Origin of the sequence: Serratia sp. CY83965 (genome assembly GCF_052166375.1) — a bacterium.
Lineage (GTDB): Bacteria > Pseudomonadota > Gammaproteobacteria > Enterobacterales > Enterobacteriaceae > Serratia > Serratia marcescens.
The window spans coordinates 445,121-469,101 of sequence record NZ_JBJNOV010000004.1 but is presented as its reverse complement, the minus strand read 5'-3'; the positions used below and the strand labels follow the sequence as shown (position 1 = coordinate 469,101).

Below are 23,981 nucleotides of genomic sequence, written 5' to 3'. Positions count from 1 at the left end.
TAAGCTTTACTTCAGGCAGCTCACGTACTGGTTTGACAGCTGAGCCAGGAATTTCCCGTAGCTGTCCTTCCCCAGCGCGATGCCGGTGCCCAGCGGGTCCAGCGTTCCGGAACGCACTTTGGTACCCTTGGCGACGGCATTGATTACGGCCGGCCTGAATTGTGGCTCAGCAAAAACGCATACCGCTTTCTGCTCAACCAACTGTGTTCGAATTTGGTGTAGGCGCTGTGCTCCAGGCTGAATTTCGGGATTGACGGTGAAATGGCCCAGCGGACTCAAACCGTAGTGTTTCTCAAAGTAGCCGTAAGCATCATGAAAAACAAAATAACCCTTACCTTGCACAGGCGTAAGCATGTTACCAACATTTTTGTCAGTTTGCGTCAGCAGATTCTCGAACTGGCGCAGGTTTGCGTCTAATTTGTCCTTATTTTGCGGCATAAGTTCCAACAATCTGTCGTGAATCGCGATCGCGGTCACTTTTGCTATCTCCGGCGACAGCCAAACGTGCATATTGTACTCGCCGTGATGATGCCCATGATCGTCATCGGCATGGTTATGCGCTTCGCCTGCATGATCATGATCGTCATCCTCTTCGCCTTTCATCAGCAACGGCTTCACCGCCGGCAGTTCGCTGACAGCCAGCTTTCGGGTCGCCGAGATAGGCACCAGCGCCTTGTTCAGGAACGCTTCCATGTCCGGACCGACCCACAACACCAGATCAGCGGAACGCAAGCGTTGGATATCCGAAGGACGCAACGCAAAATCGTGCGGTGAAGCGCCGTCCGGCAGCAACACTTCGGTCGGCGTCACGCCGTCGGCGATGGCCGAAGCGATAAAGCCTAATGGGCGAATCGAGGTCACCACCGCAGCGGAAGCGCTGCTCAGCGGGCCGGCCATCAACAGTGCGCTGGCCAACAGCGTACGCTGCAGCCATTTATTTTTCTTTGCCATCATCAGTAATCCCATCGTTTTCATCAACAAGGCGTGATATTATAACATTCGCTTCGTTCTGCAACCTGTAATCTCGAGATGTCTACACTGATAACGCTAAAAAATATCTCCGTCGCCTTCGGCAGCCGCAAGGTGCTGTCGAACATTTCCCTCAGCCTGCAACCCGGCCGTATTCTCACGCTGCTTGGCCCGAACGGCGCGGGCAAATCCACGCTGGTGCGCGTGGTGCTGGGATTGGTCAAACCGACCGCCGGCACGCTGGAGCGTGAGCCCGATCTGCGCATCGGCTATGTGCCGCAAAAGCTGCACCTCGACGCCACCCTGCCGCTGACCGTCAGCCGTTTTATGCGTCTTAAACCTGGCGTAAAGAAAGCCGACATTCTGCCGGCGCTCAAGCGCGTGCACGCCGCCCACCTGCTCGACCAGCCAATGCAAAAGCTCTCCGGCGGTGAAAACCAACGCGTGCTGCTGGCGCGAGCGCTGCTGAACAAACCGCAGCTGCTGGTGCTGGACGAACCCACGCAAGGGGTGGACGTCAACGGCCAGCTGGCGCTGTACGATCTGATCGATCAGCTGCGTAAAGAGCTGGGCTGCGCCGTGCTGATGGTGTCGCACGATCTGCATCTGGTGATGGCGAAAACCGACGAGGTACTGTGCCTCAATCAGCACATCTGCTGCTCCGGCGCGCCGGAGGTGGTGTCGATGCATCCTGAATTCATCGCCATGTTCGGCAACCGCGGCGCAGAGCAACTGGCGGTGTATCGCCACCATCACAATCACCGCCACGATCTGCAGGGAAGAATTGTCTTGAAGAAAACCGGGAGCCGCGAAGCATGATTGAACTGTTACTTCCCGGCTGGCTGGCCGGCGTGTTGTTGGCTAGCGCCGCCGGGCCGCTGGGTTCCTTCGTGGTCTGGCGCCGCATGTCCTACTTCGGCGACACCCTGGCGCACGCCTCGCTGCTCGGCGTCGCCTTTGGTCTGCTGCTGGACATCAATCCCTTCTATGCGGTGATCGCCATTACGCTGCTGTTGGCTTTGGCCCTGGTGTGGCTGGAACGTCGCCCGCAGCTCTCGGTGGATACGCTGCTCGGCATTCTGGCCCACAGCGCCCTGTCGCTGGGGCTGGTGGTGGTGGCGTTGATGTCCAACGTGCGGGTCGATCTGATGGCCTACCTGTTCGGCGATCTGCTGTCGGTCACGCTGAGCGACATCGTGATGATCGCCGGCGGCGTCGCCGTGGTGCTGTTGGTGCTGTGGTGGCAATGGCGCGACCTGCTATCGATGACCATCAGCCCGGAGCTGGCGCACGTCGATGGCGTCAATTTGGCGCGGGCGCGCACCGTGTTGATGCTGGTCACCGCGTTGACCATCGGCCTGGCGATGAAATTCGTCGGCGCGCTGATCATCACCTCGCTGCTGATCATCCCTGCAGCCACCGCCCGCCGCTTCGCGCGCACGCCGGAACAGATGGCCGGCGTCGCGGTGCTGCTCGGGATGGTGGCCGTCACCGGCGGCCTGACCTTCTCGGCGTTTTACGATACGCCGGCCGGCCCTTCGGTAGTGCTGAGCGCCGCCGTGCTGTTCACGCTGAGCCTGTTCAAAAAACAGCAGGCTTGATTAAAACCGGGATATGACAAGGGCCGCATCTGCGGCCCTTTCTTATTGGCGGATTAAAAATTTACTCTTCGCGTTCGAGACCAAAGTGCCGGTAGGCATGCTGCGTCGCCAGGCGGCCGCGCGGCGTGCGCTGGATAAAGCCCTGCTGGATCAGGAACGGTTCAATCACGTCTTCGATGGTTTCGCGCTCTTCACCGATCGCCGCCGCCAGGTTGTCCAACCCGACCGGGCCGCCGGTAAACTTGTCGATAATCGCCAGCAGCAGTTTGCGATCCATATAGTCGAAGCCTTCGGCATCGACGTTGAGCATATCAAGCGCCTGCGCCGCCACCGAACCGCTGATCACGCCGTTGGCGCGCACTTCAGCGAAATCACGCACCCGGCGCAACAGGCGGTTGGCGATACGCGGCGTGCCGCGCGCGCGGCGGGCCACTTCATGGGCGCCCTCGTCGGACAGCTCCAACCCCAGGCACCCGGCGCTGCGCGAGACGATGTGCTGCAGATCCGCCACCTGATAAAACTCCAGCCGCTGGACAATGCCGAAGCGATCGCGCAACGGCGAGGTCAGCGAACCGGCACGGGTGGTGGCTCCCACCAACGTGAACGGCGGCAGATCGAGCTTAATCGAACGCGCCGCCGGCCCTTCACCGATCATGATATCTAGCTGATAGTCTTCCATCGCCGGATACAATACTTCTTCCACCACCGGTGACAAACGGTGAATTTCGTCGATGAACAACACGTCGTGCGGTTCGAGGTTGGTCAGCATCGCCGCCAGATCGCCCGCCTTCTCCAGCACCGGGCCGGAAGTGGTGCGCAGATTCACGCCCATTTCGTTGGCCACGATGTTGGCCAGGGTGGTTTTCCCCAGCCCCGGCGGGCCGAAGATCAGCAGGTGGTCGAGCGCGTCGCCGCGCTGCTTGGCCGCCTGGATGAAGATCTCCATCTGCTCGCGTACGTGCGGCTGACCCACGTATTCGGTCAGCAGCTTGGGACGAATGGCGCGATCGAGGACTTCTTCCTCATTGATCGGTTCGGCGGAGATCAGGCGATCGGCTTCAATCATTATCTACCTCTTAGCGGCCTTACAAAGCAGCGCGCAACGCGTCACGGATCAGGGTCTCGCAGTCGGCACCCGGCTTGGCAATTTTGCTGACCATGCGGCTGGCTTCCTGCGGCTTATAGCCCAGCGCTACCAGCGCCGAGACCGCTTCGGCCTCCGCGTCAGCCTCAGGCGCTTTCTCCGCGGCGGACGGCAGGCTGATCTCGCTGCTGCTGTTGAACAGATCGCCGTTCAGCCCTTTGAAGCGGTCTTTCATCTCGACCACCAGGCGCTCGGCGGTTTTCTTGCCTACGCCCGGCAGCTTGACCAGCGCGGTGATCTCTTCGCGCTCCACCGCGCTGACGAACTGCTGCGCGGACATGCCTGATAGGATGGCGAGCGCCAGTTTCGGCCCGACGCCGTTGACCTTGATCAGCTCGCGGAACAGCGCGCGCTCCTGCTTGTCGTTGAAACCGTACAGCAGCTGCGCGTCTTCGCGCACCACGAAGTGGGTAAACACGATGGCCTCTTGCCCCAGTTCCGGCAGCTCGTAAAAGCAGGTCATCGGCATGTGCACTTCATAGCCCACACCGTTCGCCTCCAGTAACACCAGCGGCGGCTGCTTTTCCAGAATATTTCCTCTGAGACGACCTATCATTTACCCTCCTGCAGAATGACCGGGCATGGCGCCCTGCCATGCCGTTGCTGGTAAAGCTTATAACATAAAAAAGGCTGGATGAATATCCAGCCTGAGCAATCATCGCTTCGCGTCAGCGCAAACGCCCGCGCGCCAGGTTAAGCCGCCCTTCGCTCATCCGCAGCACGTTCTGGCTGAGATGGCAATGGGTGATGGCGATGGCCAGGGCGTCGGCGGCGTCCGCCTGCGGGTTGGCCGAGAGTTTGAGCAGCGAACGCACCATGTGCTGCACCTGCGCCTTTTCGGCTGCGCCGGTGCCGACCACGGTTTGTTTGACTTGCCGCGCTGCATATTCGAACACTTCCAGATTCTGATTCACCGCCGCGACAATCGCAACGCCGCGCGCCTGACCGAGCTTGAGCGCCGAATCCGGGTTCTTGGCCATAAATACCTGTTCGATGGCGAAGAAATCGGGCTGAAACTGGGTGATGATCTCGCTGACGCCGGCGTAAATCAGCTTCAGCCGCGTCGGCATGTCGTCCACCACCGTACGGATGCAGCCGCTGGCGATATAGCTCAACTGACGCCCCTGCTGGCGAATAAGGCCATAGCCGGTGACGCGCGAGCCGGGATCGATACCGAGTATGATCGCCATATCTACATCCACCTTGCATGCACGGCGCCGCCGAACGGCGGCGCCCGTTTTACCGGATTACAGCGTCGCCGCCACTTCGTCGGAGATTTCACCGTTATGGTAAACTTCCTGCACGTCGTCGCAGTCTTCCAGCATATCGATCAGGCGCAGCAGCTTAGGCGCGGTTTCCGCGTCCATGTCGGCCTTGGTCGATGGGATCATCGACACTTCCGCCGCTTCAGCTTCGAAGCCCGCCGCGGTCAGCGCGTCTTTCACCGCGCCCAGGCTTTCCCAGGCGGTGAACACGTCGATGGCGCCATCGTCATAGGTCACGATGTCTTCCGCACCGGCTTCCAGCGCCGCTTCCATTACGCTGTCTTCATCCAGGCCCGGTGCGTAAGTGATTACGCCCTTCTTGGTGAACAGGTAGGCAACGGAACCGTCGGTACCCAGGTTGCCGCCGCATTTGGTGAAGGCGTGACGCACTTCCGCCACGGTGCGGTTGCGGTTGTCGCTCAGGCATTCGATCATGACGGCGGTGCCGCCAGGGCCGTAGCCTTCGTAGATGATGGTTTCCATGTTGGTATCATCATCGCCGCCCACGCCGCGCGCGATCGCGCGGTTCATGGTGTCGCGCGTCATGTTGTTCGACAGCGCCTTGTCCATCGCCGCGCGCAGACGCGGGTTGGAATCCGGATCGCCGCCGCCCAGCTTCGCGGCGGTGACCAGCTCACGAATAATCTTGGTGAAAATTTTACCGCGCTTGGCGTCCTGCGCCGCTTTACGGTGCTTTGTGTTGGCCCACTTACTATGACCTGCCATAAAAAATCTCCGAAAAAAACTACTGGACTGAATTGATCACGAACTCTTCAATCGCCTGCTGATTGCTCCACGACTTGGTCAACTTCACGGCCTCGGCCGCCTCAAGCCATTGGTAAGCGTGATGCTCGGTAATTACCGGATCGCGCTCCTCGGGCAACGCCAGACAGAACCAGTGCTCTTTATTGCGCGTGGTTCCCGGCGCATAGCGATGTCGCAAATGGACAAAGAGTTCAAACTCCACGCAGCGCTGGCAATCGAACAACGGCAGGTGCTCTGCTTCGATATCGATGCCCACTTCTTCCATGACCTCACGCCGTGCGGCATGCGGCGGCGACTCATCCTGTTCCAGGCTGCCGGTGACCGACTGCCAGAACTCGGTATCGTCGCGCCGCTGTAACATCAGCACCCGACCACTGGATTTCGCGTAAATCACTACCAGGATAGATTCAGGGCGCTTGTAACTCATCACTCGCTCTCTTGTTCCGCACCGGCTTTCTTTACCACACTGATCGCCAGCTCCTGCAGCGACGCCGGGTTGGCGAAGCTCGGTGCGTCGGTCATCAGACAGGCCGCCGCGGTGGTTTTCGGGAAAGCGATGACGTCGCGGATGTTGTCGGTGCCGGTCAGCAGCATCACCAGACGATCCAGGCCGAAGGCCAGGCCGGCGTGCGGCGGCGTGCCGTACTTCAGCGCGTCCAGCAGGAAGCCGAACTTCTCGCGCTGTTCATGTTCGTCGATGCCCAGAATGCTGAATACCGTCTGCTGCATTTCGCTGCGGTGAATACGCACCGAACCGCCGCCCACTTCGTAACCGTTGATCACCATGTCATAAGCGTTGGCGATAGCGTTGACCGGCGCGGCGGCCAGCTCTTCCGGGCTCATGTCGCGCGGCGAGGTGAACGGGTGGTGCATCGCCGCCAGGCCGCCCTCTTCGTCTTCTTCGAACATCGGGAAGTCGACCACCCACAGCGGCGCCCAGCTGTCGAGTTGGGTCAGCCCCAGATCGCGTCCCAGCTTCAGGCGCAGCGCGCCCATCGCATCGGTGACAATCTTGAAACTGTCTGCGCCGAAGAACAGGATGTCGCCGGTCTGCGCGTCGGTGCGCGCCAGGACAGCTTCCAGCACTTCCGCGCTGAGGAATTTGGCGATCGGGCTCTGCACGCCTTCCATGCCGGCGGCGCGGTCGTTGACCTTCAGCCAGGCCAGGCCTTTGGCGCCGTAGATGTTGACGAAAGCGCCGTACTCATCGATCTGCTTGCGGGTCAGCTGTGCGCCGCCCGGTACGCGGATCGCCGCCACGCGGCCTTTGGCGTCGTTGGCCGGGCCGGAGAACACTTTGAACTCGACGTCCTTGACCAGGTCGGCCACGTCCACCAGCTCCAGCGGGTTACGCAGGTCCGGCTTGTCGGAACCAAAGCGACGCATCGCTTCGGCGAAGGTCATGACCGGGAAATCGCCCAGATCCACGCCCTTCACGTCCAGCCACAGTTCACGCGCCAGTTTCTCCATCACTTCACGCACCTGCTCGGCGGTCATGAAGGAGGTTTCGACGTCGATCTGGGTGAATTCAGGCTGACGATCCGCACGCAGATCTTCATCGCGGAAGCATTTGACGATCTGGTAGTAACGATCGAAGCCGGACATCATCAGCAGCTGTTTAAACAGCTGCGGAGACTGCGGCAGCGCGTAGAATTTGCCCTTGTGCACGCGGCTCGGCACCAGGTAATCGCGGGCGCCTTCCGGCGTCGCCTTGGTCAGCATCGGCGTTTCGATGTCGAGGAAGCCGTGGCTGTCCATGAAGCGACGCACGAAGCTGGTGATTTTGGCGCGAGTCTTCAGACGCTCGGCCATTTCCGGGCGACGCAGATCGAGGTAACGGTATTTCAGGCGCGCTTCTTCGCTGTTGACCTGGTTGGAGTCCAGCGGCAGCGGCTCGGAGCGGTTGATGATCTCAAGCGCGTGGGCAAACACTTCCACTTCGCCGGTGGCCATATCTTTATTGATCTGGCTGTCCGGACGCGCACGCACGGTGCCGACGATCTGGATGCAGAACTCATTGCGCAGGTCGTAGGCCTTGTCGAACGCCACTTTCTGGTCCGGATCGAAGAACACCTGCACGATGCCTTCGCGGTCGCGCATATCAATAAAGATCAGGCCGCCCAGATCGCGACGACGATTGACCCAACCACACAGAGTGACTTCCTGGCCCACGTGGGACAGATTCAACTGCCCGCAATATTCAGTACGCATACGCTATCCTTTTACACAGCCGATGCCGCGCCGGGCTACTGCGCCCCTGTCGCGCGGCTGTTATCTGATAAATTCTACTTGTTACCCGGTTTAAAATCCGTCGCATACCAGCCGGTGCCCTTAAGCTGGAAGCCGGAGGATGAGATCAACTTGGTCAACGCGGGCTGCCCACACGCCGGGCAGTCTGCCAGCGGCGCATCGGAAAATTTTTGCAATTTCTCTAACCGATGGTTGCAAGCACCACATGCATATTCATAAATCGGCATAGGTCGTTGGATTAAAGAGTGTTGAAAAAAGGGAATCATTATAAAGGAAATTCATCCGCCCGATAAGTGCGAACACAGCATTGTTACTGCACTAAATGGCGCGTTTTTGTCCGAATCAACACATCGGTTAACAAATTTCCCATTAACCTGCGACAGTTTTTTCACGTAGCCTGATTCTCCCCCGGTTTTGCGCCGAACGCAGCTCGTCCGACGCGCCGAACAGTTTTTATCCACTTCGCAACGAGATGAAATCCATGCTGAAACTTGACGCCCAAACCACCGCTCTGGTGCTGATCGATTTGCAAAACGGTATTCTGCCCTACGCCGGCGGCCCGCACGGCGCCGACCAGGTGGTGGCGAACGCCGCCCTACTGGCCGCGCGTTTTCGCATGCTGGGCGCGCCGGTGCTGTTGGTGCGCGTCGGTTGGTCAGACTCCTTCGCCGAGGCGCTGAAACAACCGGTGGATAAACCGGCTCCCGCGCCCGCCGGCGGTTTGCCGGCCACTTGGTGGGAGTTCCCCGCGCCGCTGGCGGTCTGCGACAACGATATTTTGATCACCAAGCGCCAATGGGGCGCCTTCTACGGCACCGATCTGGACTTGCAGCTGCGCCGTCGCGGCATCAAATCCGTAGTCTTGGGCGGCATATCCACCAATATCGGCGTGGAGTCCACCGCCCGCGCCGCCTGGGAACACGGCTATGAGCTGGTGATCGCCGAAGACGTCTGCAGCGCGCAGAACGCGGAAATGCACCGTTTCGCGTTCGAACACATCTTCCCGCGTTTGGCGCGGGTGCGCGACACCGGCGAAATTCTTGCCGCGCTCGACCGGTAACGTTAAGTTGTAGCCTGACAAGCCAAGCACAAGTAAAGGAAGACGACGCCGTGATCTACATCGGACTGCCGCAGTGGCAACATGCAGCCTGGAACCGTATCGGGCTGCGTGATTTGGCGGATTACAGCCGCTACTTCAACTGCGTGGAAGGCAACACCACCTTCTACGCGCTGCCGAAACTGGACATCGTGCAGCGCTGGCGCGACATGACCGGCGACGATTTTCGCTTCTGCTTCAAATTCCCGTCGGACATCAGCCACAAGGCCGCCCTGCGCAACTGCGCCGCCGAGCTGCAGGCGTTTTACCACTGTCTGAGCCCGGTGCATCAGCGCATCGGCCAGTTGTGGCTGCAGCTGCCCGCCGCCTTCGGCCCCGATGAGCTGCCGCGCATGTGGCAGTTCTTCGAAAGCCTGCCGCAGGAATTCACCTACGGCGTAGAAGTGCGTCATCCGGCGTTTTTCGCCAAGGGCGAGGAAGAGCGCGCGTTGAATCAGGGGTTGCACCAGCGCGGCATCAATCGGGTGATCCTCGACAGCCGCCCGGTGCATCACGCCGCCCCCAACACCGCTGCCGTACGCGATGCCCAGCAGAAAAAACCGAAGCTGCCGGTACACGCTCTGGTCACCGCCAACCAACCGTTGGTGCGCTTTATCGGCGGTGACCAGTTGGCCGATAACCTGCGCTGGTTCGAAGCCTGGCAGCAAAAACTGCCGCAGTGGCAGCAACAGCATCAGCCCTATCTGTTTATTCATACGCCGGACAACGGCGATTCGCCCCAGCAGGCGCAAAAAATTTGGCAGCAGTTGCGCCTGGCGATCCCTGATTTGCCTGTGCCGCCAGACTGGCCAGAACAAGATGCACTGTTTTGACCTATTAATCTGACCAATAACATCAAATATTTCCCCGCGACAGTGAATACAATGACGGCTATGATGCTGACTGCCAGTTTTGGTTAGGGAACGGAGTTAAAAATGGTAAGCGCGCTTTATGTGGTGCTCGGCGCATTGTTGTTGATCAAACTCTCTTATGACGTAGTCAGATTAAGGATGCAGTACCGCGTAGCCTACGGCGACGGCGGTTTCTACGAATTGCAGACCGCCATACGCGTGCATGGCAACGCCGTTGAATACATTCCTATCGCTGCCGTATTGCTGGTGATCATGGAAATGAACGGCGCGGAAATCTGGATGATTCACCTCTGCGGCCTGATGCTGATGACCGGGCGGCTGGTGCATTACTACGGTTTACGCAACCGTGAGGTTCGCTGGCGCCGTTCCGGCATGGCCGCGACCTATATCTCTTTGTTGTTGATGGTTCTGGCAAATATCTTCTATCTGCCTTGGGATCTGATTTTCAGCCTGCACTGATCCCGTTTTATCATCAGGCGGCCGTGCCGCCTGCTTCCGCTCCGCTTTTTTGCGCTTTTCTGTTAGACTACGCAGCTTCGAATTCTGAACTGATTTGCCGCTATGCCAAACCGCGATACCCTTTTCTCCGCTCCCATCGCCAAATTGGGCGACTGGACCTTCGACGAACGCGTCGCCGAAGTGTTCCCCGACATGATCCAACGCTCGGTTCCCGGCTATTCCAACATCATCTCGATGATCGGCATGCTGGCCGAACGCTTTGTGCAACCCGACAGCCGGGTGTATGACCTGGGCTGCTCGCTGGGCGCAGCGACGCTGTCAATGCGGCGAAATATCAAGGTGCCCGGCTGCACTATCATCGCCGTCGACAATTCGCCGGCGATGGTGGAACGTTGCCGCCGCCATATTGACGCCTTCCGCGCCGACACGCCGGTTGACGTCATCGAAGCCGACATTCGCGACATCGACATCGAGAACGCCTCGATGGTGGTGCTGAACTTTACGCTGCAGTTCCTCGAACCGGCCGATCGCCTGCGCCTGCTGGAGAAAATCTATCGTGGCCTGCGCCCGGGCGGTGCGCTGGTGTTGTCGGAAAAATTCAGCTTTGAAGACGCCGAAGTCGGCGAGCTGCTGTTCAACATGCACCACGATTTCAAACGCGCCAACGGATACAGCGAGCTGGAGATCAGCCAAAAACGCAGCATGCTGGAAAACGTGATGCTGACCGATTCAGTGGAAGCGCACAAGGCGCGTCTGCAACAGGCCGGATTCGAGCATGCTGAGGTGTGGTTCCAGTGCTTCAACTTCGGTTCACTGATCGCCCTGAAAGCGGGGGATGCGCAATGATCGAATTCGGTGATTTCTATCAGCGCATTGCCAAGAGCCCTCTCAGCCACTGGCTGGATACGCTGCCCCCACAGCTGAGCGCCTGGCAACGCGAATCGCTGCACGGCAAATTCAAGCAGTGGTTCAACTCGGTGGAACATTTGCCGACGCTGACCCCCACCCGTCTCGATCTGCTGCACGGCGTGCGCGCTGAGATGGAGCCCGGCCTGTCGCCGGGCCAGCTTGAAGGCGTCGAGAAAATGCTGCGCACCCTGATGCCGTGGCGTAAAGGGCCGTTCTCGCTGTATGGCATCGATATCGATACCGAATGGCATTCCGACTGGAAATGGGATCGCGTGCTGCCGCACATTTCTCCGCTGGCCGGACGCACCATTCTCGATGTCGGCTGCGGCAGCGGCTATCACCTGTGGCGCATGATCGGCGCCGGCGCACATCTCGCCGTAGGCATCGATCCGATGCAACTGTTCCTGTGCCAGTTCGAAGCGGTGCGCAAGCTGTTGGGCGGCGATCAGCGCGCCCACCTGCTGCCGCTCGGCATCGAGCAATTGCCTGATTTGGCGGCGTTCGACACCGTGTTCTCAATGGGGGTGCTGTATCACCGCCGCTCGCCGCTCGATCATCTGTATCAACTGAAAAATCAGCTGGTAGCTGAAGGCGAACTGGTGCTGGAAACGCTGGTGGTGGAAGGTGATCGCCACCAGGTGCTGGTGCCGGGCGATCGTTATGCGCAGATGCGCAACGTGTATTTCATTCCTTCCGCCGAGGCGCTGAAATGCTGGCTGGAGAAGTGCGGTTTCGTCGACGTGAAGATTGCCGATATGTGCGTCACCAGTCTCGAAGAGCAGCGCCGCACCGACTGGATGACCAGCGAATCACTGGCCGAATTCCTCGATCCGAACGATCGCAGTAAAACAATCGAAGGCTATCCGGCGCCCCTGCGCGCCGTGCTGACTGCAAAAAAACCCTAGCGCTCGCTTAATCGGGCCGGCCTGCGCCGGCCCCCAGTTACCCGTTGCTGGCATCGACAATCCGCAGCTCATAGACCATCGTCGCGTTCGGCGGGATCTGCGGCGCATAGCCCGTTTCACCGTACGCCAACGCCGGCGGCACCACCATCGTCAGCGAACCGTGATTTTTCAGATGACCGATCGCCTCGCGGAACAACGGCGGATAGGCGGAGAGCGGCTGAGACATCACCTTTCCACTGCGATCCATATCCTGAATCACGCTGCCGTCGGTTAAGCTCTCTTTCACCACGATGTCTACCCGCGCGTTTTCCGCAATGGTTTCATCACCCGTATAATCGATGCGATACCAGAAGCCGGAAGGCGATTTCTGCGTGCCCTTCTTATTTTTGAACTCGGCAACGAACGCCTCACCCTTGCTGGTCTGCGTCTTCGCCGCCTGGTTTCTGGCGTCACTCACCGCTTTTTCCGACTCCGCCAGCGCGCGGGTCAGCTGCGCATCGCTCAACTGGTAATGGCCGTTGAAGGTATCGATCACGCCGGCCAGCAACATGGTTTTATCGGGTGTGATGCCCCAATTTTTACGCTCAGCCAGCATCGTTTGGATATCGCGCCCCAAGGCGACGCCGGCAGCATAGCTCTGTTGCTCCGGTTTTTTCTTCAGCGTTTTCACTTCCGGCAACCATTTGGCCCGCGATCTCAGCCCGCTCAGTTCGTCTTGCAAAGCTTGCTGAGCCTGATGGGCGGCAGCCAGCTCCGCTGCCGTTTTATCCGCCCGTTGCGTCGCTTCATCCCTCTTCTGCGCTGCCTGCGCGCTTTCCGCCGTCACCGCCGCCAGACGTTGTTCCAGCATTTTGGCCTGCTCGGTTTGCGCTTTGTTTTTTTCCTGCAGTTGCGCCAACTGCCGCTGCAGTTCCTCCGTCGCTTTGGCGGCTTCTATCGCCTGCTTTGCCAACGACGCCTGCAGGCTTTTCTCTTGTTGCTCGGCCTGCCGACGTTGGTCATCACGCTCTTTCTGCAGCTGCGCCAGCCGCTGTTGAAGCTCGCCCACCGCCTTGGCGGCTTCGGCTTTTTGTTGTTCCAGCGCCCTCTTCAGGCTTTTCTCTTGTTGCCCCTCCTGCTGTCGTTGGACGCCCTGTTCTTTCTGCAGCTGCGCCAGCTGCCGCTGCAGTTCATCCGTCAACTTGGCGGCCTCGACCTTTTGTCGTTCCAGCTCAGCGGCGGCCGCTTTTTTGTCCTGCTCATAACGCTGACGCGCTTTATCATTGGCGGTTTGCGCCGCCGCCAGCTTCTCCTCCCAAACCTGCTGCCGAACGTTTTCCGCCTGTTTGGGCAAGGCCGCCAGCCGTTGTTCCAGCAAGGCAATGCGCCGATCTCGCTCCGCGGTTTGTTGCTTTTGCCGCACCAACGCGGCTTGCGCCTCGGCGATCTGCGCCTGAGCCTTGCGCTCCTGCGGCGTCAGGTTCAGCGCCTGTCGCACGCCGCTGGCGAAGTCGCTCAACGCGCTCAGATCGGGAGCCGGTGCCGGTTTATCGGCAACCGTCAGGGATGACGCAACGCGCAGCGCGGTCAGCTCCTGCTGCAGTGATTGAATAGCGGCTTGCTGTTGTTCCAGTCGAGTCTCTTTCTCACGCAGCGCCTTTTGCAACTGCGTCAGTTGCTTTCTCTGCGCAGCCGTTTCACGAAGTTGAACCGGCCGGGACGCCGGCTTTTGGATTTCCCGGGGCGGGGTAACCGCGGCGTCAGCCGCCGGTGCATCCTGTTGCTGGTAGCGCTCGGCAAACTGCAATAATGCAGGCACATCGTCATCCGCCACGGCCAGCGTTGGCGCAAGCGCCAGCGATATCATCAGGCTCAGCAGTGCCTTTCTCGCACGAGGGATCATTGGGCGCGTTCTCCGCGCTCAGCCAGACCGGTCATCATGGCAGAACTGATGTCTGCGCACAGACGGCTGGTGCGATAACGATACAGTGCATCGACGGTTTCCTGCGTGCCCGTATTGATCCGTTGGCGCACGCCGGCATACTGCGCCGCACCGCTCATCAAGGTATCGAACTCGCGTTTGAATTTCTGATATTTCTCGTTATCCATGCCGCGCATGGCATCCAGTTCGCGTTGGCACTGCTGCATGCGCTCGGCCTCACGCTGCCGCTTATCCTGCTCCGCAACTTCTTCTGCGCTGGGCGGCTTACTCAATGTAGAAACGGGCCGCTTGGCGGTCTGGCAGCCGGTCAGGGCCAACGTCAGTAAAAGCGCAGCGGTCCAACAGTGTGCCGTTCGGGTCATTATCATTATCTCCTTGTTAAGTCCGCCGCCAACGCGCTCTGCAGTCGAGCTGACGGCTCTCCTCATTGATGCTGTGATGTTCCGGCCATCAGCCAAGCCGTGTTCGGACATGAAAATGCAGACGCAGTATTGAGAGGCATGGCGCCAATAATTCACTGCATCAATGCATATCAAAAAATCATTTAATATTATGATATTTAAAGGATTTTAATTCACAAACTTATCAGCAGGGCATGACGATCGCAAGAAGAGATGGGGGGTTGGTCGACCGAGATACCGCATTGAAACGGCTAATGGTCTTTACAAAACATAAAAAAAGCCCCGGCAAAACGCCGGGGCCTGGTACTTGCGTGATCGCCGAGGACTCAGTGACACGCAAAGGGGTCTTACGGCCCGGAAACCGGTTTTCAAACGCGGCTAACTGCGTGTTTATGCGCTTTGCGCCAGAGGATCAACCAAGGCCAGCGCGTTTTTCATCGCCTCCACCATTTCGCCATCCACGCAATAATGGCTAAATTCGTCAAACTCGTTATCGGAGCACATGGTGACGCCCGCCTTGCGATAACGCATGGTCGACGGCACCAGATGGCCGGAAGAGCTGTGCAGTTCATGCAGGCCGATATCGACAAACTTATGCAGATTGCTGAGGCGCACGCCGGCACCCGCCATGATCACCGGGCCTTGGCTGGCCTGGCGCAAATCGCGCAGCAACGGCAGGCCAAGTTCGGCGCTCTGCTGCTGGCCGGAGGTCAGAATGCGCGCCACACCCAGCTCGGTCAGTTGCTCCAGCGCCACCATCGGATTCTGACACATATCGAACGCGCGATGGAACGTCACCGCCATGCCTTCGCACAGCCTCATCACTTCGCGCATGCGCGGCAGATCGATGTGCCCTTCGTCGTCCAGCATGCCAACCACCACACCGGGGAACCCCATCTCGCGAATTTGGCGGATGTCTTGTTTGATCACTTCGAAATCCACCGCGCCGTAACAGAAATCGCCACCGCGCGGGCGAACGATCGGATGCACCGGGATCGAAACCCGCTCACGCGCCAGACGCAGCGTGCCATAGCTCGGCGTCAATCCCCCTTCGCTCTGGCTGGCGCACAACTCGATGCGATCGGCGCCCGCCCGTTCGGCCGTCAGCGCACAGTCGACGCTAAAGCAACAAACTTCCAGTTTTATCATTGTCACCCCCAGATAACGGCCAACATACGGCGGCAATTGTTCATTTCTTCATTTCTCACGTAGGCTCATGCATAGGCATAAACCGGCTCAGGGTTATCACTATGGCATTCAATTTTGATCAATGGGTAGACCGCAGTCACAGTGACAGCGTTAAGTGGGATAAATATCGCGGCAGCGACATCATCCCGCTTTGGGTCGCCGACAGCGATTTCACCTCACCGCCGGCGGTGATCGAAGCCTTGCAGCGCCGCGTAGCACACGGCGTATTCGGCTACACCCACCCATCCCCTGATCTTATTGAGGTTTTTACCCGCCGCATGGTAGAGCGCTACGATTGGCACATCAAGCCTGAATGGATCATTTTCCTGCCTGGCCTGGTGTGCGGCCTGAACCTGTGCGTGCGAGCCTGCACCGAAGAACATCAGAGCACGCTGGCCCCCTCGCTCATTTATCCGCCGTTTCGCAAAGCGGCCAAATTCGCCGGGCGTAAACACCTTTCGGTATCGCTAACAGCGGTCAACCAGCGTTGGGGGCTGGATTTTTCCTCGATGCATGATCGGCTCAACGGCAACGAAAAACTCCTGTTGCTGTGCAACCCGCAGAACCCCGGTGGCACCGTGTATCGCCGAGAGGAGCTGTTGCAGCACCACCGGTTCGCTCGCGAACACGATTTAATCGTCTGTTCGGATGAGATTCACTGCGAACTGCTGCTTGAGCCCGGCGCGCGCCATATCCCCTTCGCCACCCTGAATGAAGACGCGGCCCAACGCAGCGTGACGCTGATGTCGCCGTCAAAGACGTTTAATCTCGCCGGGCTCGGCGCCTCGATGGCGATCGTCCCTAATGAGGCGCTGCGACAAAAGCTGAAACGCGCGCGCAGCGGCATCGTGCCGGAGGTCAATCTGCTGGCGCTGGTCGCCGCCCAGGCGGCCTATCAATACGGGCAACCCTGGCTGGACGAGCAGTTGATTTATCTGCGCGCCAATCGCGATCGGGTGACAGAACGCATCAACGCCATGCCGGGATTGAAGTTGTTGCCGATTGAAGCCACCTATTTGGCCTGGATCGACTGCGGCGCGTTGCCGGTGGACAATCCGCATCAGTTCTTCGAGCGCGCGGGCGTTGGATTAAGCGCCGGTTTGGATTTCGGCGATCGGCGCTTTGTGCGGCTTAACTTTGGTTGCCGATGGGCCCTGCTCGATGAAGCGCTCGATCGCATGGCGCGAGCCTGTGCGGCGCTGCCTGGCTAACCTTGTTCGCTGGCGACGATGTCTCGAATGGAATACGGATGAAACTTGATCGTGACCGTTCCGTCGGTGATGGCCAGCGTCGGGTTCGGTAGCCGCTCGCCCTCGCCTTTTGGCGAGCTTTGCTTCAGCTTGATCCCCGGCGCCAACAATGCCTCATCGGCAAGGTGGCTCAACGCCCGAGCGTACAGCGTCTGAGGATCGCCACTGAGCACCAATTCGACGTGTTCCCAGCCTTCGTGCGGATAGCGCTTCTCCCCAGGATACGGCAGCTCGATGCAGTCTATCCGCCACGGCCCTACGGCCAGCGGCTGAGACAAATCGAACAGACAGATAGGCCGCCCGTTGATCATTGATTCGGATAGCAGTGTCCCGCACTGCATCAGCCCCTGGCGCCAACGTTCAGCGGTGGCATTCTGGTGACAGCGCAGGGAGATGTGATCGGCGGTGAACGCGGCCAGATCAAGCCGCAATTTGGCGGCAAATTGATACAGCGCCTGCTCGAAACGCGGCAAATCGAGCGTCAGATCGTCAAGCTCGGCAACGGTCTGCAAGGGAGTGGTCATAGAAACCTCAAAACAACGGAGCGTAAAGTTAAACGCCGTAATTTACACGGTGGCGGCAGCGCTCGCCACCGTGGCGACGTTTTTCGGCGGCGGTTCAGAATGATTTTTGGTTGCGGACGGGGAGAATAAAAACCAGTTTCTTATTAAGATGACAGCTTATTAAAGCAACAGAAAAATAAAAAATAAGATTTTTCGCAAGCCATTATACCTTCTCTTCATGACGTTATGATTTAAGTTATTTTGCACAAAACCCTCTGCACTCCATTGGTCAAGTCGATTGAATAGTCTGGTTTAATCAAACCTGATTCACTTATCGAAGTCACATAAAACCATAAGCACAACCTATTGTAAAAAAAGAAAATAAACCCCATTAATTGATGGGAAGCTAAGGATTATCTTAATTTACCCCCAGACAATTGATTCACCAAGACAACTCCGCTACTTTGGAGGAAATTTAAATTCGAGATGATCATTATGTTATTGCTGACGATATCCTTGGTGTTGATAATTATCGCCGTATACGCCATCTACCGTCATTTCAAATCACGCAGCGTCAACACGCTGGATGCAGGTCGCCGCAATAAAAAACGCTAGCTTCGCAACTCTCCCCTTCGTACATTCTGTTCAGGTCATTCTGCTTTCACCTTCGGCAATCAACGCGCCGCACCCGACAACTGTTTCATCGCAGCGGCCGCGCCAACTGCTGACGGGCTTCGTCAGATCGGTTACAATTACAGGCTGTTTTGTGGCGGTCGCCCATCGCGCCCGCCACCGTTGAATCCCGCAGGGGCTGGCTTCAGCCCCTCGTTCGTCATTAAGGTAACCCGGTGAATATTCAGGTTCTTCTTTCAGATAAAGTCAGCCAGGCGCTGATCGCCGCTGGCGCGCCAGCCGATTGCGAAGCGCAGGTCCGCCCTTCCGCCAAGGCGCAGTTTGGCGATTACCAGGCCAACGGCGTGATGTCAGTCGCCAAAAAGCTGGGCATGCCGCCCCGTCAGCTGGCGGAAAAAGTGGTGCAACTGCTGGATCTCGGCGACGTCGCCGGTAAAGTGGAAATCGCCGGTCCCGGCTTTATCAACATTTTCCTGAACAGCGATTGGGTCGCCCGCCAGGCCGATCAGGTGCTGAACGCACCGAAGCTGGGCATTGCGCCGGTTGAACCGCAAACCATCGTTATCGACTATTCCGCGCCAAACGTGGCGAAAGAGATGCACGTCGGCCACCTGCGCTCCACCATCATCGGCGACGCCGCGGCGCGTACCCAGGAGTTTTTGGGCCATAAAGTGATTCGCGCCAACCATGTCGGCGACTGGGGCACTCAGTTCGGCATGTTGATTGCCTACCTGGAAAAAATGCAGAACGAAAACGCCAGCGATATGGGCCTGTCCGATTTGGAACAGTTCTATCGCGAAGCCAAGAAACACTACGACGAAGACGCCGAGTTCGCCGAGCGCGCGCGCGCTTACGTCGTGAAGCTGCAGGGCGGCGATCAGTACTGCCTGAAAATGTGGCGCAAGCTGGTCGACATCACCATGGCGCAAAACCAGCTGACCTATAACCGCCTGAACGTCACGCTGACCGAAGACGACGTGATGGGCGAAAGCCTGTATAACGCGATGCTGCCGGGCATCGTCGCCGATCTGAAAGCCAAAGGGCTGGCGGTGGAAAGCGAAGGCGCCACCGTGGTGTTCCTCGACGAATACCAGAACAAGGACGGCGACCCGATGGGCGTCATCATCCAGAAAAAGGATGGCGGCTACCTCTACACCACCACCGATATCGCCTGCGCCAAGTATCGCTACGAAACTCTGGGCGCCAACCGCGTTCTGTATTACATCGACTCCCGCCAGCATCAGCACCTGATGCAGGCCTGGACCATCGTGCGCAAGGCCGGTTACGTGCCGGAGTCCGTCTCGCTGGAGCACCACATGTTCGGCATGATGCTGGGCAAAGACGGCAAGCCGTTCAAAACCCGCTCGGGCGGCACGGTGAAGCTCTCCGATCTGCTGGATGAAGCCATCGAACGCGCCGAACAGCTGATCGCCGGCAAAAACCCGGACATGCCGCAAGATGAAATGAAGACCGTGGCCCGCGTGGTCGGCATCGGCGCGGTGAAATACGCCGATCTGTCGAAAAGCCGCACCACCGACTATGTCTTCGACTGGGACAACATGCTGGCCTTCGAGGGCAATACCGCGCCTTATATGCAATACGCCTATACCCGTGTGGCATCGGTATTCAAGCGCGCCGGGATCGACGAAAGCAGCCTGACACTGCCGCTGACGCTGACCGAAGAGCGTGAAATTGCGCTGGCTACCCGCTTGCTGCAGTTCGAAGAGGTGCTCACCACCGTTGCACGTGAAGGCACGCCTCACGTCATGTGCAGCTACCTGTATGATCTGGCCGGCTTGTTCTCCAGCTTCTACGAGCACTGCCAGATCCTGAACGCCGACAGCGAAGAAACCCGTCAGAGCCGCCTGAAGCTGGCGCTGCTGACCTCTAAAACGCTGAAAACCGGCCTGGACACGCTGGGCATCGAAACCGTCGAACGCATGTAAGCCGCACCGCGCGGAAAGTAAAAAGGTCGCCAAGGCGACCTTTTTTTGTTCTTGCATTCGGCTCAGGCGACGCGGCGCGCAAAATCACGCGGGCGGAAGCCCAACCCGGCCAGCACGCCAAAGTAGGCCACCACACCGGCCACCACCACCGCAGCCAAACGCAGCAAACGTTCCAGCATATTGCCCTGATCCCAAGCCGGCATCAGCCACATCACGCCAATCAGCACCGCCGACATCGCCAGCACGGCGATCACCAGCTTAGTGAGGAACAGCGCCCAACCCGGCTGTGGCTGGAAAATCTTCTGCTTGCGCAGCTGCCAATACAGCAGCGAGGCGTTCAGGCAAGCCGCCAAGCCGATCGACAGCGCCAGGCCGGCATGCTTCAGCGGACCAATAAACGCCAGGTTCATCACCTGCGTCATGATCAGCGTGATGATAGCGATCTTGACCGGCGTTTTGATGTCCTGCCGCGAATAGAAGCCCGGCGCCAGCACTTTAACCACGATCAGCCCCATCAGCCCCACCGAGTAAGCCACCAGCGCACGTTGCGTCATCGCCGCGTCAAAGGCGCTGAACTTGCCGTACTGGAACAGCGAGACGGTCAACGGTTTGGCCAAAATGCCCAGCGCGATGGCGCTCGGCAGCGCCAGCAGAAAACACAGGCGCAGCCCCCAATCCATCAGGCGCGAATACTCGTCGTGGTTGCCGCTTGAGAAGCTTTTGGCCAGCGACGGCAGCAGGATGGTGCCTAATGCCACACCCAACACGCCAGAAGGAAATTCCATCAGGCGGTCGGCGTAGTACATCCAGGACACCGAGCCGGATACCAGGAACGATGCGAAGATAGTGTTGATGATCAGCGAGATTTGGCTGACCGACACCCCAAGGATCGCCGGCCCCATCTGACGCATTACCCGCCAGACTCCGGCATCGCCCAATTTGAGGCGCGGCAGCACCAGCATGCCGACCTTGCGCAGGTGCGGCAGCTGGTAGCCCAGTTGCAGCACGCCGCCTACCACCACCGCCCAGGCCAGCGCCAGCACCGGCGGGTGGAAATACGGCGCGGCGAACAGCGCGAAGCCAATCATGCTGACGTTAAGCAGCGTTGGCGCAAAGGCCGGGATCGAGAAGCGGTTCCAGGTATTGAGGATCGCCCCCACCAGCGACGCCAGCGAGATCAACAGAATATAGGGGAATGTGATGCGCAGCAGCGCCGACGTCAGGGCAAACTTGTCGGGCGTATCGGTAAAGCCCGGCGCGGTGAGATAGATAACCCAGGGCGCGGCCAACATCCCCAGTACCGTCACCACCGCCAGCACCAGCGTCAGCAGCCCGGAGACATAGGCGATAAACGTGCGTGTCGCCTCGTCGCCCTGCTGGCTTTTGTATTCGGCCAGGATCGGCACGAAGGCCTGCGAAAACGCGCCTTCGGCAAAGATACGGCGTAACAGATTCGGGAGTTTGAACGCCACGAAGAAGGCGTCCGTTGCCATGCCGGCCCCGAACACCCGCGCGACGATCGCATCGCGGGCAAAGCCCAACACCCGCGAAAACATCGTCATCGAGCTGACGGCAGCCAAGGATTTGAGTAGGTTCATGTGCTTGTCTGATAGGTACCGTAAATATCAACGCCTGCAACAGCAGGCGTCAGTGAAACAATCGGCTCAGTTTACGCATCCGGAAAAGAATAGCTACCGCCATATGTTACATAGAGTTATCCCGTAGCAAACGCTCGACCACCCGCTGGGCAAACAGCGCCTGTTCGCCGCCGGTTTCCGGCGCGCTCTGATTGGCGACGGCATCAAGGAAATGCCGCACCGCACCGTCGAAGCCGCGTTGCACCAGCGTACTTTGCCAGCCCGGCACCGGTTGTTCCAACTCGCCCTGCGCATCTTCACGCAGCCAGTGACGCATATCGGTCAACTGATACAGCGCGCCGTCGGTCACCGCCTGCACGCTTTCGCGCTGGCTGCCGCCGCGGCGATGCATGCTGGTCGTCACCTGCGTTTCGCCGCAGGCGAAGTGGTGCTCGGCGTACAGCATTTCGCCTGCGGCGTTGGCGCGCACGCTGCCGCTCAGCAGTTGCTCGCCTCCGCCCGCCAGCCACAGCGCCGTGTCCACCACGTGCAGGTAATCATCCAACAGGGTAAAACGCAGATCGCGCGGGCCGACGCTGTCCGCCCGATGTTTATCCATGCGAATGGAGGCCGGCTGATTCATTTGCTGCTTGAGCTGCCGGTAAAGCGGTGCGAAACGGCGGTTGAACCCCACCATCAGCGTTTTGCCCCGCCGCTCGGCCAACTCAAGCAACTGCTCGCCCTGCTCCAGCGTCTCCGCCAGCGGTTTATCGACGTAAACGTGCACACCGCGGTTCAGCAGCTCGCCTATTACCGAAAAATGGCTGGCGGTGCTGCTGTGAACAAAGACCGCGTCGCACTGTTCGGCCAGGCTGTCCAACCGAGAGAAACAGGCCATGCGGTAGCTGTCGCACAGCGGCTGCGCTTTTTGCTGATTGGGCGAAAAACCGCCCACCAGAGTCCAATCCGCCGCCTGACCGAGGATTGGCAGGTAAGCCTTCTGCGCGATACTGCCCAATCCCACCACGCCTACACGCAATTTAGTCATTCGCATCCCTCACCAACAGGTGTTGCAACTGCCGTTTCAGTTCCGCCACTTCGCTTTCCAATGCGCTAACCCTGGCGCTCAGTTCGCCGTCGTCCTCGGGTTCGAACGCCGCGGGCGGCGCTTCATCAATCTGGCCGCTGAACAGATGCATGAATCGGCTTTCGCGCTTGCCCGGCTCACGCGCCAGGCGCACCACGAACGGGCCATCTTCTCGCGTGGCCAGCTGTTGCAACACCTGTTCGACTTCGCTGACATCGCTGAACTCGTGCATCCGATTGGTACGGGTGCGCAGCTCGCCGGGCGTTTGCGCGCCGCGCAGCAGTAATGTGGCGATCACCGCCAGTTCGGCGGGCGAAAGTTTCAGTTGGCCGAACTCGGAGTTGCAAAACCGCTGTTCGTACTTCACTACCCGGTTGCCGAACCCGCTGAGGGTGCGCAGGAAATGTTTGCGCAGCAACAGATCGAGGAGCTGCTGCACTTCGCTTTCGCTCAGATCCATCACCGGTTCACGGTTGGTTTTTTGGTTACATGCCAGCGTAATGGCATTCAGCGAAAGCGGGTATTGATCCGGGGTCGTGACCTGTTTTTCCAACAGGCAGCCGATAACCCGAGCCTCTCTGGCGTTCAATTCATATTTCATCGTTTGGCCTCAACGTGGGGGGAGCCACTCTTTATTGGTGTATGCCGTCAAAACGTGGTCTTGCCACTGGCCGTCGATCAGCAGGTAATCCTTGGCGTAACCTTCGCGTTCGAATCCCAGACGCGTCAGCAATGCGCCGCTGCGCTGGTTGTGCGGCATATAGTTGGCCATGATGCGGTGCATGCGCTGTTGGCGCAGCATATAGCGGATGGCGGACTGCAAGGCTTCGAACATCAGCCCCTGTCCCTGCCATTTCTCCCCCAGCGAATAACCGAGGAAACAGGCGTGAAACGAACCGCGCAGCACGTTGCTGAAGTTCGCCACGCCGCGCACTTCCTGCTCTTGCGGATCGAGCAGGATAAAATAGTAGGCGCTGCCCTGCTTTTGCATTTCAGCGATCATGCCCAGACGCGCCTGCCAGCCGGAAGGATAACAGTGGCTTTCGTCGCGCACCGGCTCCCAGGGTTTGAGAAAGGCTCGGTTCTCGGCATAATAATCCGCCAGACGATAGGCGTCCCGTTCATGCACTAAACGGACCACCATCCGGTCGGTAGTAAGACGTACTTTTGGCGATGCAGAGCGGTAGCCGAACATCATTTCCCCCGCAGTCAAAACGGTTCGATAAGAAGTATTTATTGG

25 protein-coding genes are annotated in these 23,981 nt (G+C 58.9%); 9 read left to right on the top strand and 16 right to left on the bottom strand.

What is annotated here, in order from left to right:
• Positions 1-6: 6 nt before the first annotated feature.
• Positions 7-951 (bottom strand): zinc ABC transporter substrate-binding protein ZnuA, encoded by a 945-nt coding sequence (gene znuA / locus ACJ8PL_RS13125; RefSeq protein ID WP_028127478.1) that lies wholly within the window; start codon positions 949-951, stop codon positions 7-9.
• 78 nt (positions 952-1,029) lie between these two features.
• On the opposite strand from znuA, the gene znuC reads away from it, so the two are divergent.
• Both znuC and znuB read left to right on the top strand, forming a co-directional pair.
• Complete coding sequence (gene znuC / locus ACJ8PL_RS13120; RefSeq protein ID WP_004932357.1) at positions 1,030-1,788, top strand: zinc ABC transporter ATP-binding protein ZnuC; 759 nt, start codon at positions 1,030-1,032, stop codon at positions 1,786-1,788.
• A complete protein-coding gene (gene znuB / locus ACJ8PL_RS13115; RefSeq protein ID WP_016927438.1) occupies positions 1,785-2,570 on the top strand; it encodes a zinc ABC transporter permease subunit ZnuB in 786 nt (261 codons plus the stop codon). Before znuC ends, znuB begins: the two co-directional genes overlap by 4 nt.
• 61 nt (positions 2,571-2,631) lie before the next feature.
• Here the strand turns inward: znuB and ruvB are convergent, their stop codons facing one another.
• The 7 genes from ruvB to ACJ8PL_RS13080 form a co-directional block, all read right to left on the bottom strand.
• Positions 2,632-3,636, bottom strand: a complete 1,005-nt coding sequence (ruvB, locus tag ACJ8PL_RS13110; protein WP_016927437.1) for a Holliday junction branch migration DNA helicase RuvB — start codon at positions 3,634-3,636, stop codon at positions 2,632-2,634.
• Positions 3,637-3,655: 19 nt separating this feature from the next.
• Positions 3,656-4,270: a Holliday junction branch migration protein RuvA gene (gene ruvA, locus ACJ8PL_RS13105; protein WP_016927436.1), complete on the bottom strand. Its 615-nt coding sequence runs from the start codon at positions 4,268-4,270 to the stop codon at positions 3,656-3,658.
• A gap of 112 nt (positions 4,271-4,382) precedes the next feature.
• Positions 4,383-4,904, bottom strand: a complete 522-nt coding sequence (ruvC, locus tag ACJ8PL_RS13100; RefSeq protein ID WP_004932367.1) for a crossover junction endodeoxyribonuclease RuvC — start codon at positions 4,902-4,904, stop codon at positions 4,383-4,385.
• A 57-nt stretch (positions 4,905-4,961) separates the two neighbouring features.
• Complete coding sequence (locus ACJ8PL_RS13095) at positions 4,962-5,705, bottom strand: YebC/PmpR family DNA-binding transcriptional regulator (RefSeq protein ID WP_004932370.1); 744 nt, start codon at positions 5,703-5,705, stop codon at positions 4,962-4,964.
• A gap of 19 nt (positions 5,706-5,724) precedes the next feature.
• Positions 5,725-6,171: a dihydroneopterin triphosphate diphosphatase gene (gene nudB / locus ACJ8PL_RS13090; RefSeq protein WP_004932373.1), complete on the bottom strand. Its 447-nt coding sequence runs from the start codon at positions 6,169-6,171 to the stop codon at positions 5,725-5,727.
• Entirely contained in the window at positions 6,171-7,955 is a 1,785-nt protein-coding gene (gene aspS, locus ACJ8PL_RS13085) for an aspartate--tRNA ligase (RefSeq protein WP_016927435.1), read from the bottom strand. Before aspS ends, nudB begins: the two co-directional genes overlap by 1 nt.
• Positions 7,956-8,029: 74 nt before the next feature.
• The gene (locus ACJ8PL_RS13080) at positions 8,030-8,221 is read right to left on the bottom strand and encodes an FmdB family zinc ribbon protein (protein WP_033632845.1); all 192 of its coding nucleotides are present in this window, start codon (positions 8,219-8,221) and stop codon (positions 8,030-8,032) included.
• A 254-nt stretch (positions 8,222-8,475) separates the two neighbouring features.
• Between ACJ8PL_RS13080 and ACJ8PL_RS13075 the strand changes: the two genes are divergently transcribed.
• From ACJ8PL_RS13075 to cmoB, 5 genes are all read left to right on the top strand, one after another.
• The gene (locus tag ACJ8PL_RS13075; protein ID WP_033634190.1) at positions 8,476-9,054 is read left to right on the top strand and encodes a hydrolase; all 579 of its coding nucleotides are present in this window, start codon (positions 8,476-8,478) and stop codon (positions 9,052-9,054) included.
• Between the two features lie 53 nt (positions 9,055-9,107).
• Positions 9,108-9,923: a DUF72 domain-containing protein gene (locus tag ACJ8PL_RS13070; protein ID WP_442531226.1), complete on the top strand. Its 816-nt coding sequence runs from the start codon at positions 9,108-9,110 to the stop codon at positions 9,921-9,923.
• Between the two features lie 102 nt (positions 9,924-10,025).
• Positions 10,026-10,421: an MAPEG family protein gene (locus ACJ8PL_RS13065; RefSeq protein ID WP_172755980.1), complete on the top strand. Its 396-nt coding sequence runs from the start codon at positions 10,026-10,028 to the stop codon at positions 10,419-10,421.
• A gap of 102 nt (positions 10,422-10,523) precedes the next feature.
• A complete protein-coding gene (gene cmoA, locus ACJ8PL_RS13060) occupies positions 10,524-11,267 on the top strand; it encodes a carboxy-S-adenosyl-L-methionine synthase CmoA (RefSeq protein ID WP_016927432.1) in 744 nt (247 codons plus the stop codon).
• Complete coding sequence (cmoB, locus tag ACJ8PL_RS13055) at positions 11,264-12,235, top strand: tRNA 5-methoxyuridine(34)/uridine 5-oxyacetic acid(34) synthase CmoB (protein WP_442531206.1); 972 nt, start codon at positions 11,264-11,266, stop codon at positions 12,233-12,235. The genes cmoA and cmoB overlap by 4 nt, the downstream gene beginning before the upstream one ends.
• Before the next feature lie 37 nt (positions 12,236-12,272).
• On the opposite strand, the gene ACJ8PL_RS13050 is transcribed toward cmoB, so the two are convergent.
• The 3 genes from ACJ8PL_RS13050 to cutC form a co-directional block, all read right to left on the bottom strand.
• Entirely contained in the window at positions 12,273-14,117 is a 1,845-nt protein-coding gene (locus tag ACJ8PL_RS13050) for an FKBP-type peptidyl-prolyl cis-trans isomerase N-terminal domain-containing protein (protein WP_442531205.1), read from the bottom strand.
• Positions 14,114-14,518 (bottom strand): hypothetical protein, encoded by a 405-nt coding sequence (locus ACJ8PL_RS13045; protein WP_028127482.1) that lies wholly within the window; start codon positions 14,516-14,518, stop codon positions 14,114-14,116. The genes ACJ8PL_RS13050 and ACJ8PL_RS13045 overlap by 4 nt, the downstream gene beginning before the upstream one ends.
• 429 nt (positions 14,519-14,947) lie before the next feature.
• Positions 14,948-15,706, bottom strand: coding sequence for a copper homeostasis protein CutC (cutC, locus tag ACJ8PL_RS13040; protein ID WP_004932400.1), 759 nt, complete (start codon positions 15,704-15,706; stop codon positions 14,948-14,950).
• Between the two features lie 101 nt (positions 15,707-15,807).
• Here cutC and ACJ8PL_RS13035 point away from each other — a divergent pair, with 101 nt between their 5' ends.
• Entirely contained in the window at positions 15,808-16,956 is a 1,149-nt protein-coding gene (locus ACJ8PL_RS13035; protein WP_016927428.1) for a MalY/PatB family protein, read from the top strand.
• Here the strand turns inward: ACJ8PL_RS13035 and ACJ8PL_RS13030 are convergent.
• Positions 16,953-17,519 carry a VOC family protein gene (locus ACJ8PL_RS13030; protein WP_016927427.1) on the bottom strand — a complete coding sequence of 189 codons (567 nt, stop codon included), beginning with the start codon at positions 17,517-17,519 and terminating at the stop codon, positions 16,953-16,955. The genes ACJ8PL_RS13035 and ACJ8PL_RS13030 overlap by 4 nt on opposite strands.
• An 827-nt stretch (positions 17,520-18,346) precedes the next feature.
• Between ACJ8PL_RS13030 and argS the strand changes: the two genes are divergently transcribed.
• Positions 18,347-20,077, top strand: coding sequence for an arginine--tRNA ligase (gene argS / locus ACJ8PL_RS13025; protein ID WP_016927425.1), 1,731 nt, complete (start codon positions 18,347-18,349; stop codon positions 20,075-20,077).
• Between the two features lie 62 nt (positions 20,078-20,139).
• Here the strand turns inward: argS and murJ are convergent, their stop codons facing one another.
• The 4 genes from murJ to rimJ form a co-directional block, all read right to left on the bottom strand.
• Positions 20,140-21,675, bottom strand: coding sequence for a murein biosynthesis integral membrane protein MurJ (gene murJ / locus ACJ8PL_RS13020; protein WP_442531204.1), 1,536 nt, complete (start codon positions 21,673-21,675; stop codon positions 20,140-20,142).
• A gap of 106 nt (positions 21,676-21,781) precedes the next feature.
• Complete coding sequence (locus ACJ8PL_RS13015; RefSeq protein WP_261104916.1) at positions 21,782-22,702, bottom strand: Gfo/Idh/MocA family protein; 921 nt, start codon at positions 22,700-22,702, stop codon at positions 21,782-21,784.
• A complete protein-coding gene (locus tag ACJ8PL_RS13010; protein ID WP_016927422.1) occupies positions 22,695-23,342 on the bottom strand; it encodes a YceH family protein in 648 nt (215 codons plus the stop codon). Before ACJ8PL_RS13010 ends, ACJ8PL_RS13015 begins: the two co-directional genes overlap by 8 nt.
• A gap of 9 nt (positions 23,343-23,351) precedes the next feature.
• Positions 23,352-23,936: a ribosomal protein S5-alanine N-acetyltransferase gene (rimJ, locus tag ACJ8PL_RS13005; protein ID WP_028127485.1), complete on the bottom strand. Its 585-nt coding sequence runs from the start codon at positions 23,934-23,936 to the stop codon at positions 23,352-23,354.
• Between the last annotated feature and the right edge of the window lie 45 nt (positions 23,937-23,981).

What these genes read in the sequence shown, in the direction of transcription:
- ACJ8PL_RS13080 (WP_033632845.1), bottom strand. Translation starts at nt 8,221, where the DNA reads ATGCCGATTTATGAATATGCATGTGGTGCTTGCAACCATCGGTTAGAG.
- ACJ8PL_RS13075 (WP_033634190.1), top strand. Translation starts at nt 8,476, where the DNA reads ATGCTGAAACTTGACGCCCAAACCACCGCTCTGGTGCTGATCGATTTG.
- ruvA (WP_016927436.1), bottom strand. Translation starts at nt 4,270, where the DNA reads ATGATAGGTCGTCTCAGAGGAAATATTCTGGAAAAGCAGCCGCCGCTG.
- cmoA (WP_016927432.1), top strand. Translation starts at nt 10,524, where the DNA reads ATGCCAAACCGCGATACCCTTTTCTCCGCTCCCATCGCCAAATTGGGC.
- znuB (WP_016927438.1), top strand. Translation starts at nt 1,785, where the DNA reads ATGATTGAACTGTTACTTCCCGGCTGGCTGGCCGGCGTGTTGTTGGCT.
- cmoB (WP_442531206.1), top strand. Translation starts at nt 11,264, where the DNA reads ATGATCGAATTCGGTGATTTCTATCAGCGCATTGCCAAGAGCCCTCTC.
- ruvB (WP_016927437.1), bottom strand. Translation starts at nt 3,636, where the DNA reads ATGATTGAAGCCGATCGCCTGATCTCCGCCGAACCGATCAATGAGGAA.
- cutC (WP_004932400.1), bottom strand. Translation starts at nt 15,706, where the DNA reads ATGATAAAACTGGAAGTTTGTTGCTTTAGCGTCGACTGTGCGCTGACG.
- ruvC (WP_004932367.1), bottom strand. Translation starts at nt 4,904, where the DNA reads ATGGCGATCATACTCGGTATCGATCCCGGCTCGCGCGTCACCGGCTAT.
- nudB (WP_004932373.1), bottom strand. Translation starts at nt 6,171, where the DNA reads ATGAGTTACAAGCGCCCTGAATCTATCCTGGTAGTGATTTACGCGAAA.
- ACJ8PL_RS13045 (WP_028127482.1), bottom strand. Translation starts at nt 14,518, where the DNA reads ATGACCCGAACGGCACACTGTTGGACCGCTGCGCTTTTACTGACGTTG.
- aspS (WP_016927435.1), bottom strand. Translation starts at nt 7,955, where the DNA reads ATGCGTACTGAATATTGCGGGCAGTTGAATCTGTCCCACGTGGGCCAG.
- ACJ8PL_RS13050 (WP_442531205.1), bottom strand. Translation starts at nt 14,117, where the DNA reads ATGATCCCTCGTGCGAGAAAGGCACTGCTGAGCCTGATGATATCGCTG.
- rimJ (WP_028127485.1), bottom strand. Translation starts at nt 23,936, where the DNA reads ATGTTCGGCTACCGCTCTGCATCGCCAAAAGTACGTCTTACTACCGAC.
- znuC (WP_004932357.1), top strand. Translation starts at nt 1,030, where the DNA reads ATGTCTACACTGATAACGCTAAAAAATATCTCCGTCGCCTTCGGCAGC.
- ACJ8PL_RS13030 (WP_016927427.1), bottom strand. Translation starts at nt 17,519, where the DNA reads ATGACCACTCCCTTGCAGACCGTTGCCGAGCTTGACGATCTGACGCTC.
- ACJ8PL_RS13095 (WP_004932370.1), bottom strand. Translation starts at nt 5,705, where the DNA reads ATGGCAGGTCATAGTAAGTGGGCCAACACAAAGCACCGTAAAGCGGCG.
- murJ (WP_442531204.1), bottom strand. Translation starts at nt 21,675, where the DNA reads ATGAACCTACTCAAATCCTTGGCTGCCGTCAGCTCGATGACGATGTTT.
- znuA (WP_028127478.1), bottom strand. Translation starts at nt 951, where the DNA reads ATGGCAAAGAAAAATAAATGGCTGCAGCGTACGCTGTTGGCCAGCGCA.
- ACJ8PL_RS13065 (WP_172755980.1), top strand. Translation starts at nt 10,026, where the DNA reads ATGGTAAGCGCGCTTTATGTGGTGCTCGGCGCATTGTTGTTGATCAAA.
- ACJ8PL_RS13010 (WP_016927422.1), bottom strand. Translation starts at nt 23,342, where the DNA reads ATGAAATATGAATTGAACGCCAGAGAGGCTCGGGTTATCGGCTGCCTG.
- ACJ8PL_RS13015 (WP_261104916.1), bottom strand. Translation starts at nt 22,702, where the DNA reads ATGACTAAATTGCGTGTAGGCGTGGTGGGATTGGGCAGTATCGCGCAG.
- ACJ8PL_RS13035 (WP_016927428.1), top strand. Translation starts at nt 15,808, where the DNA reads ATGGCATTCAATTTTGATCAATGGGTAGACCGCAGTCACAGTGACAGC.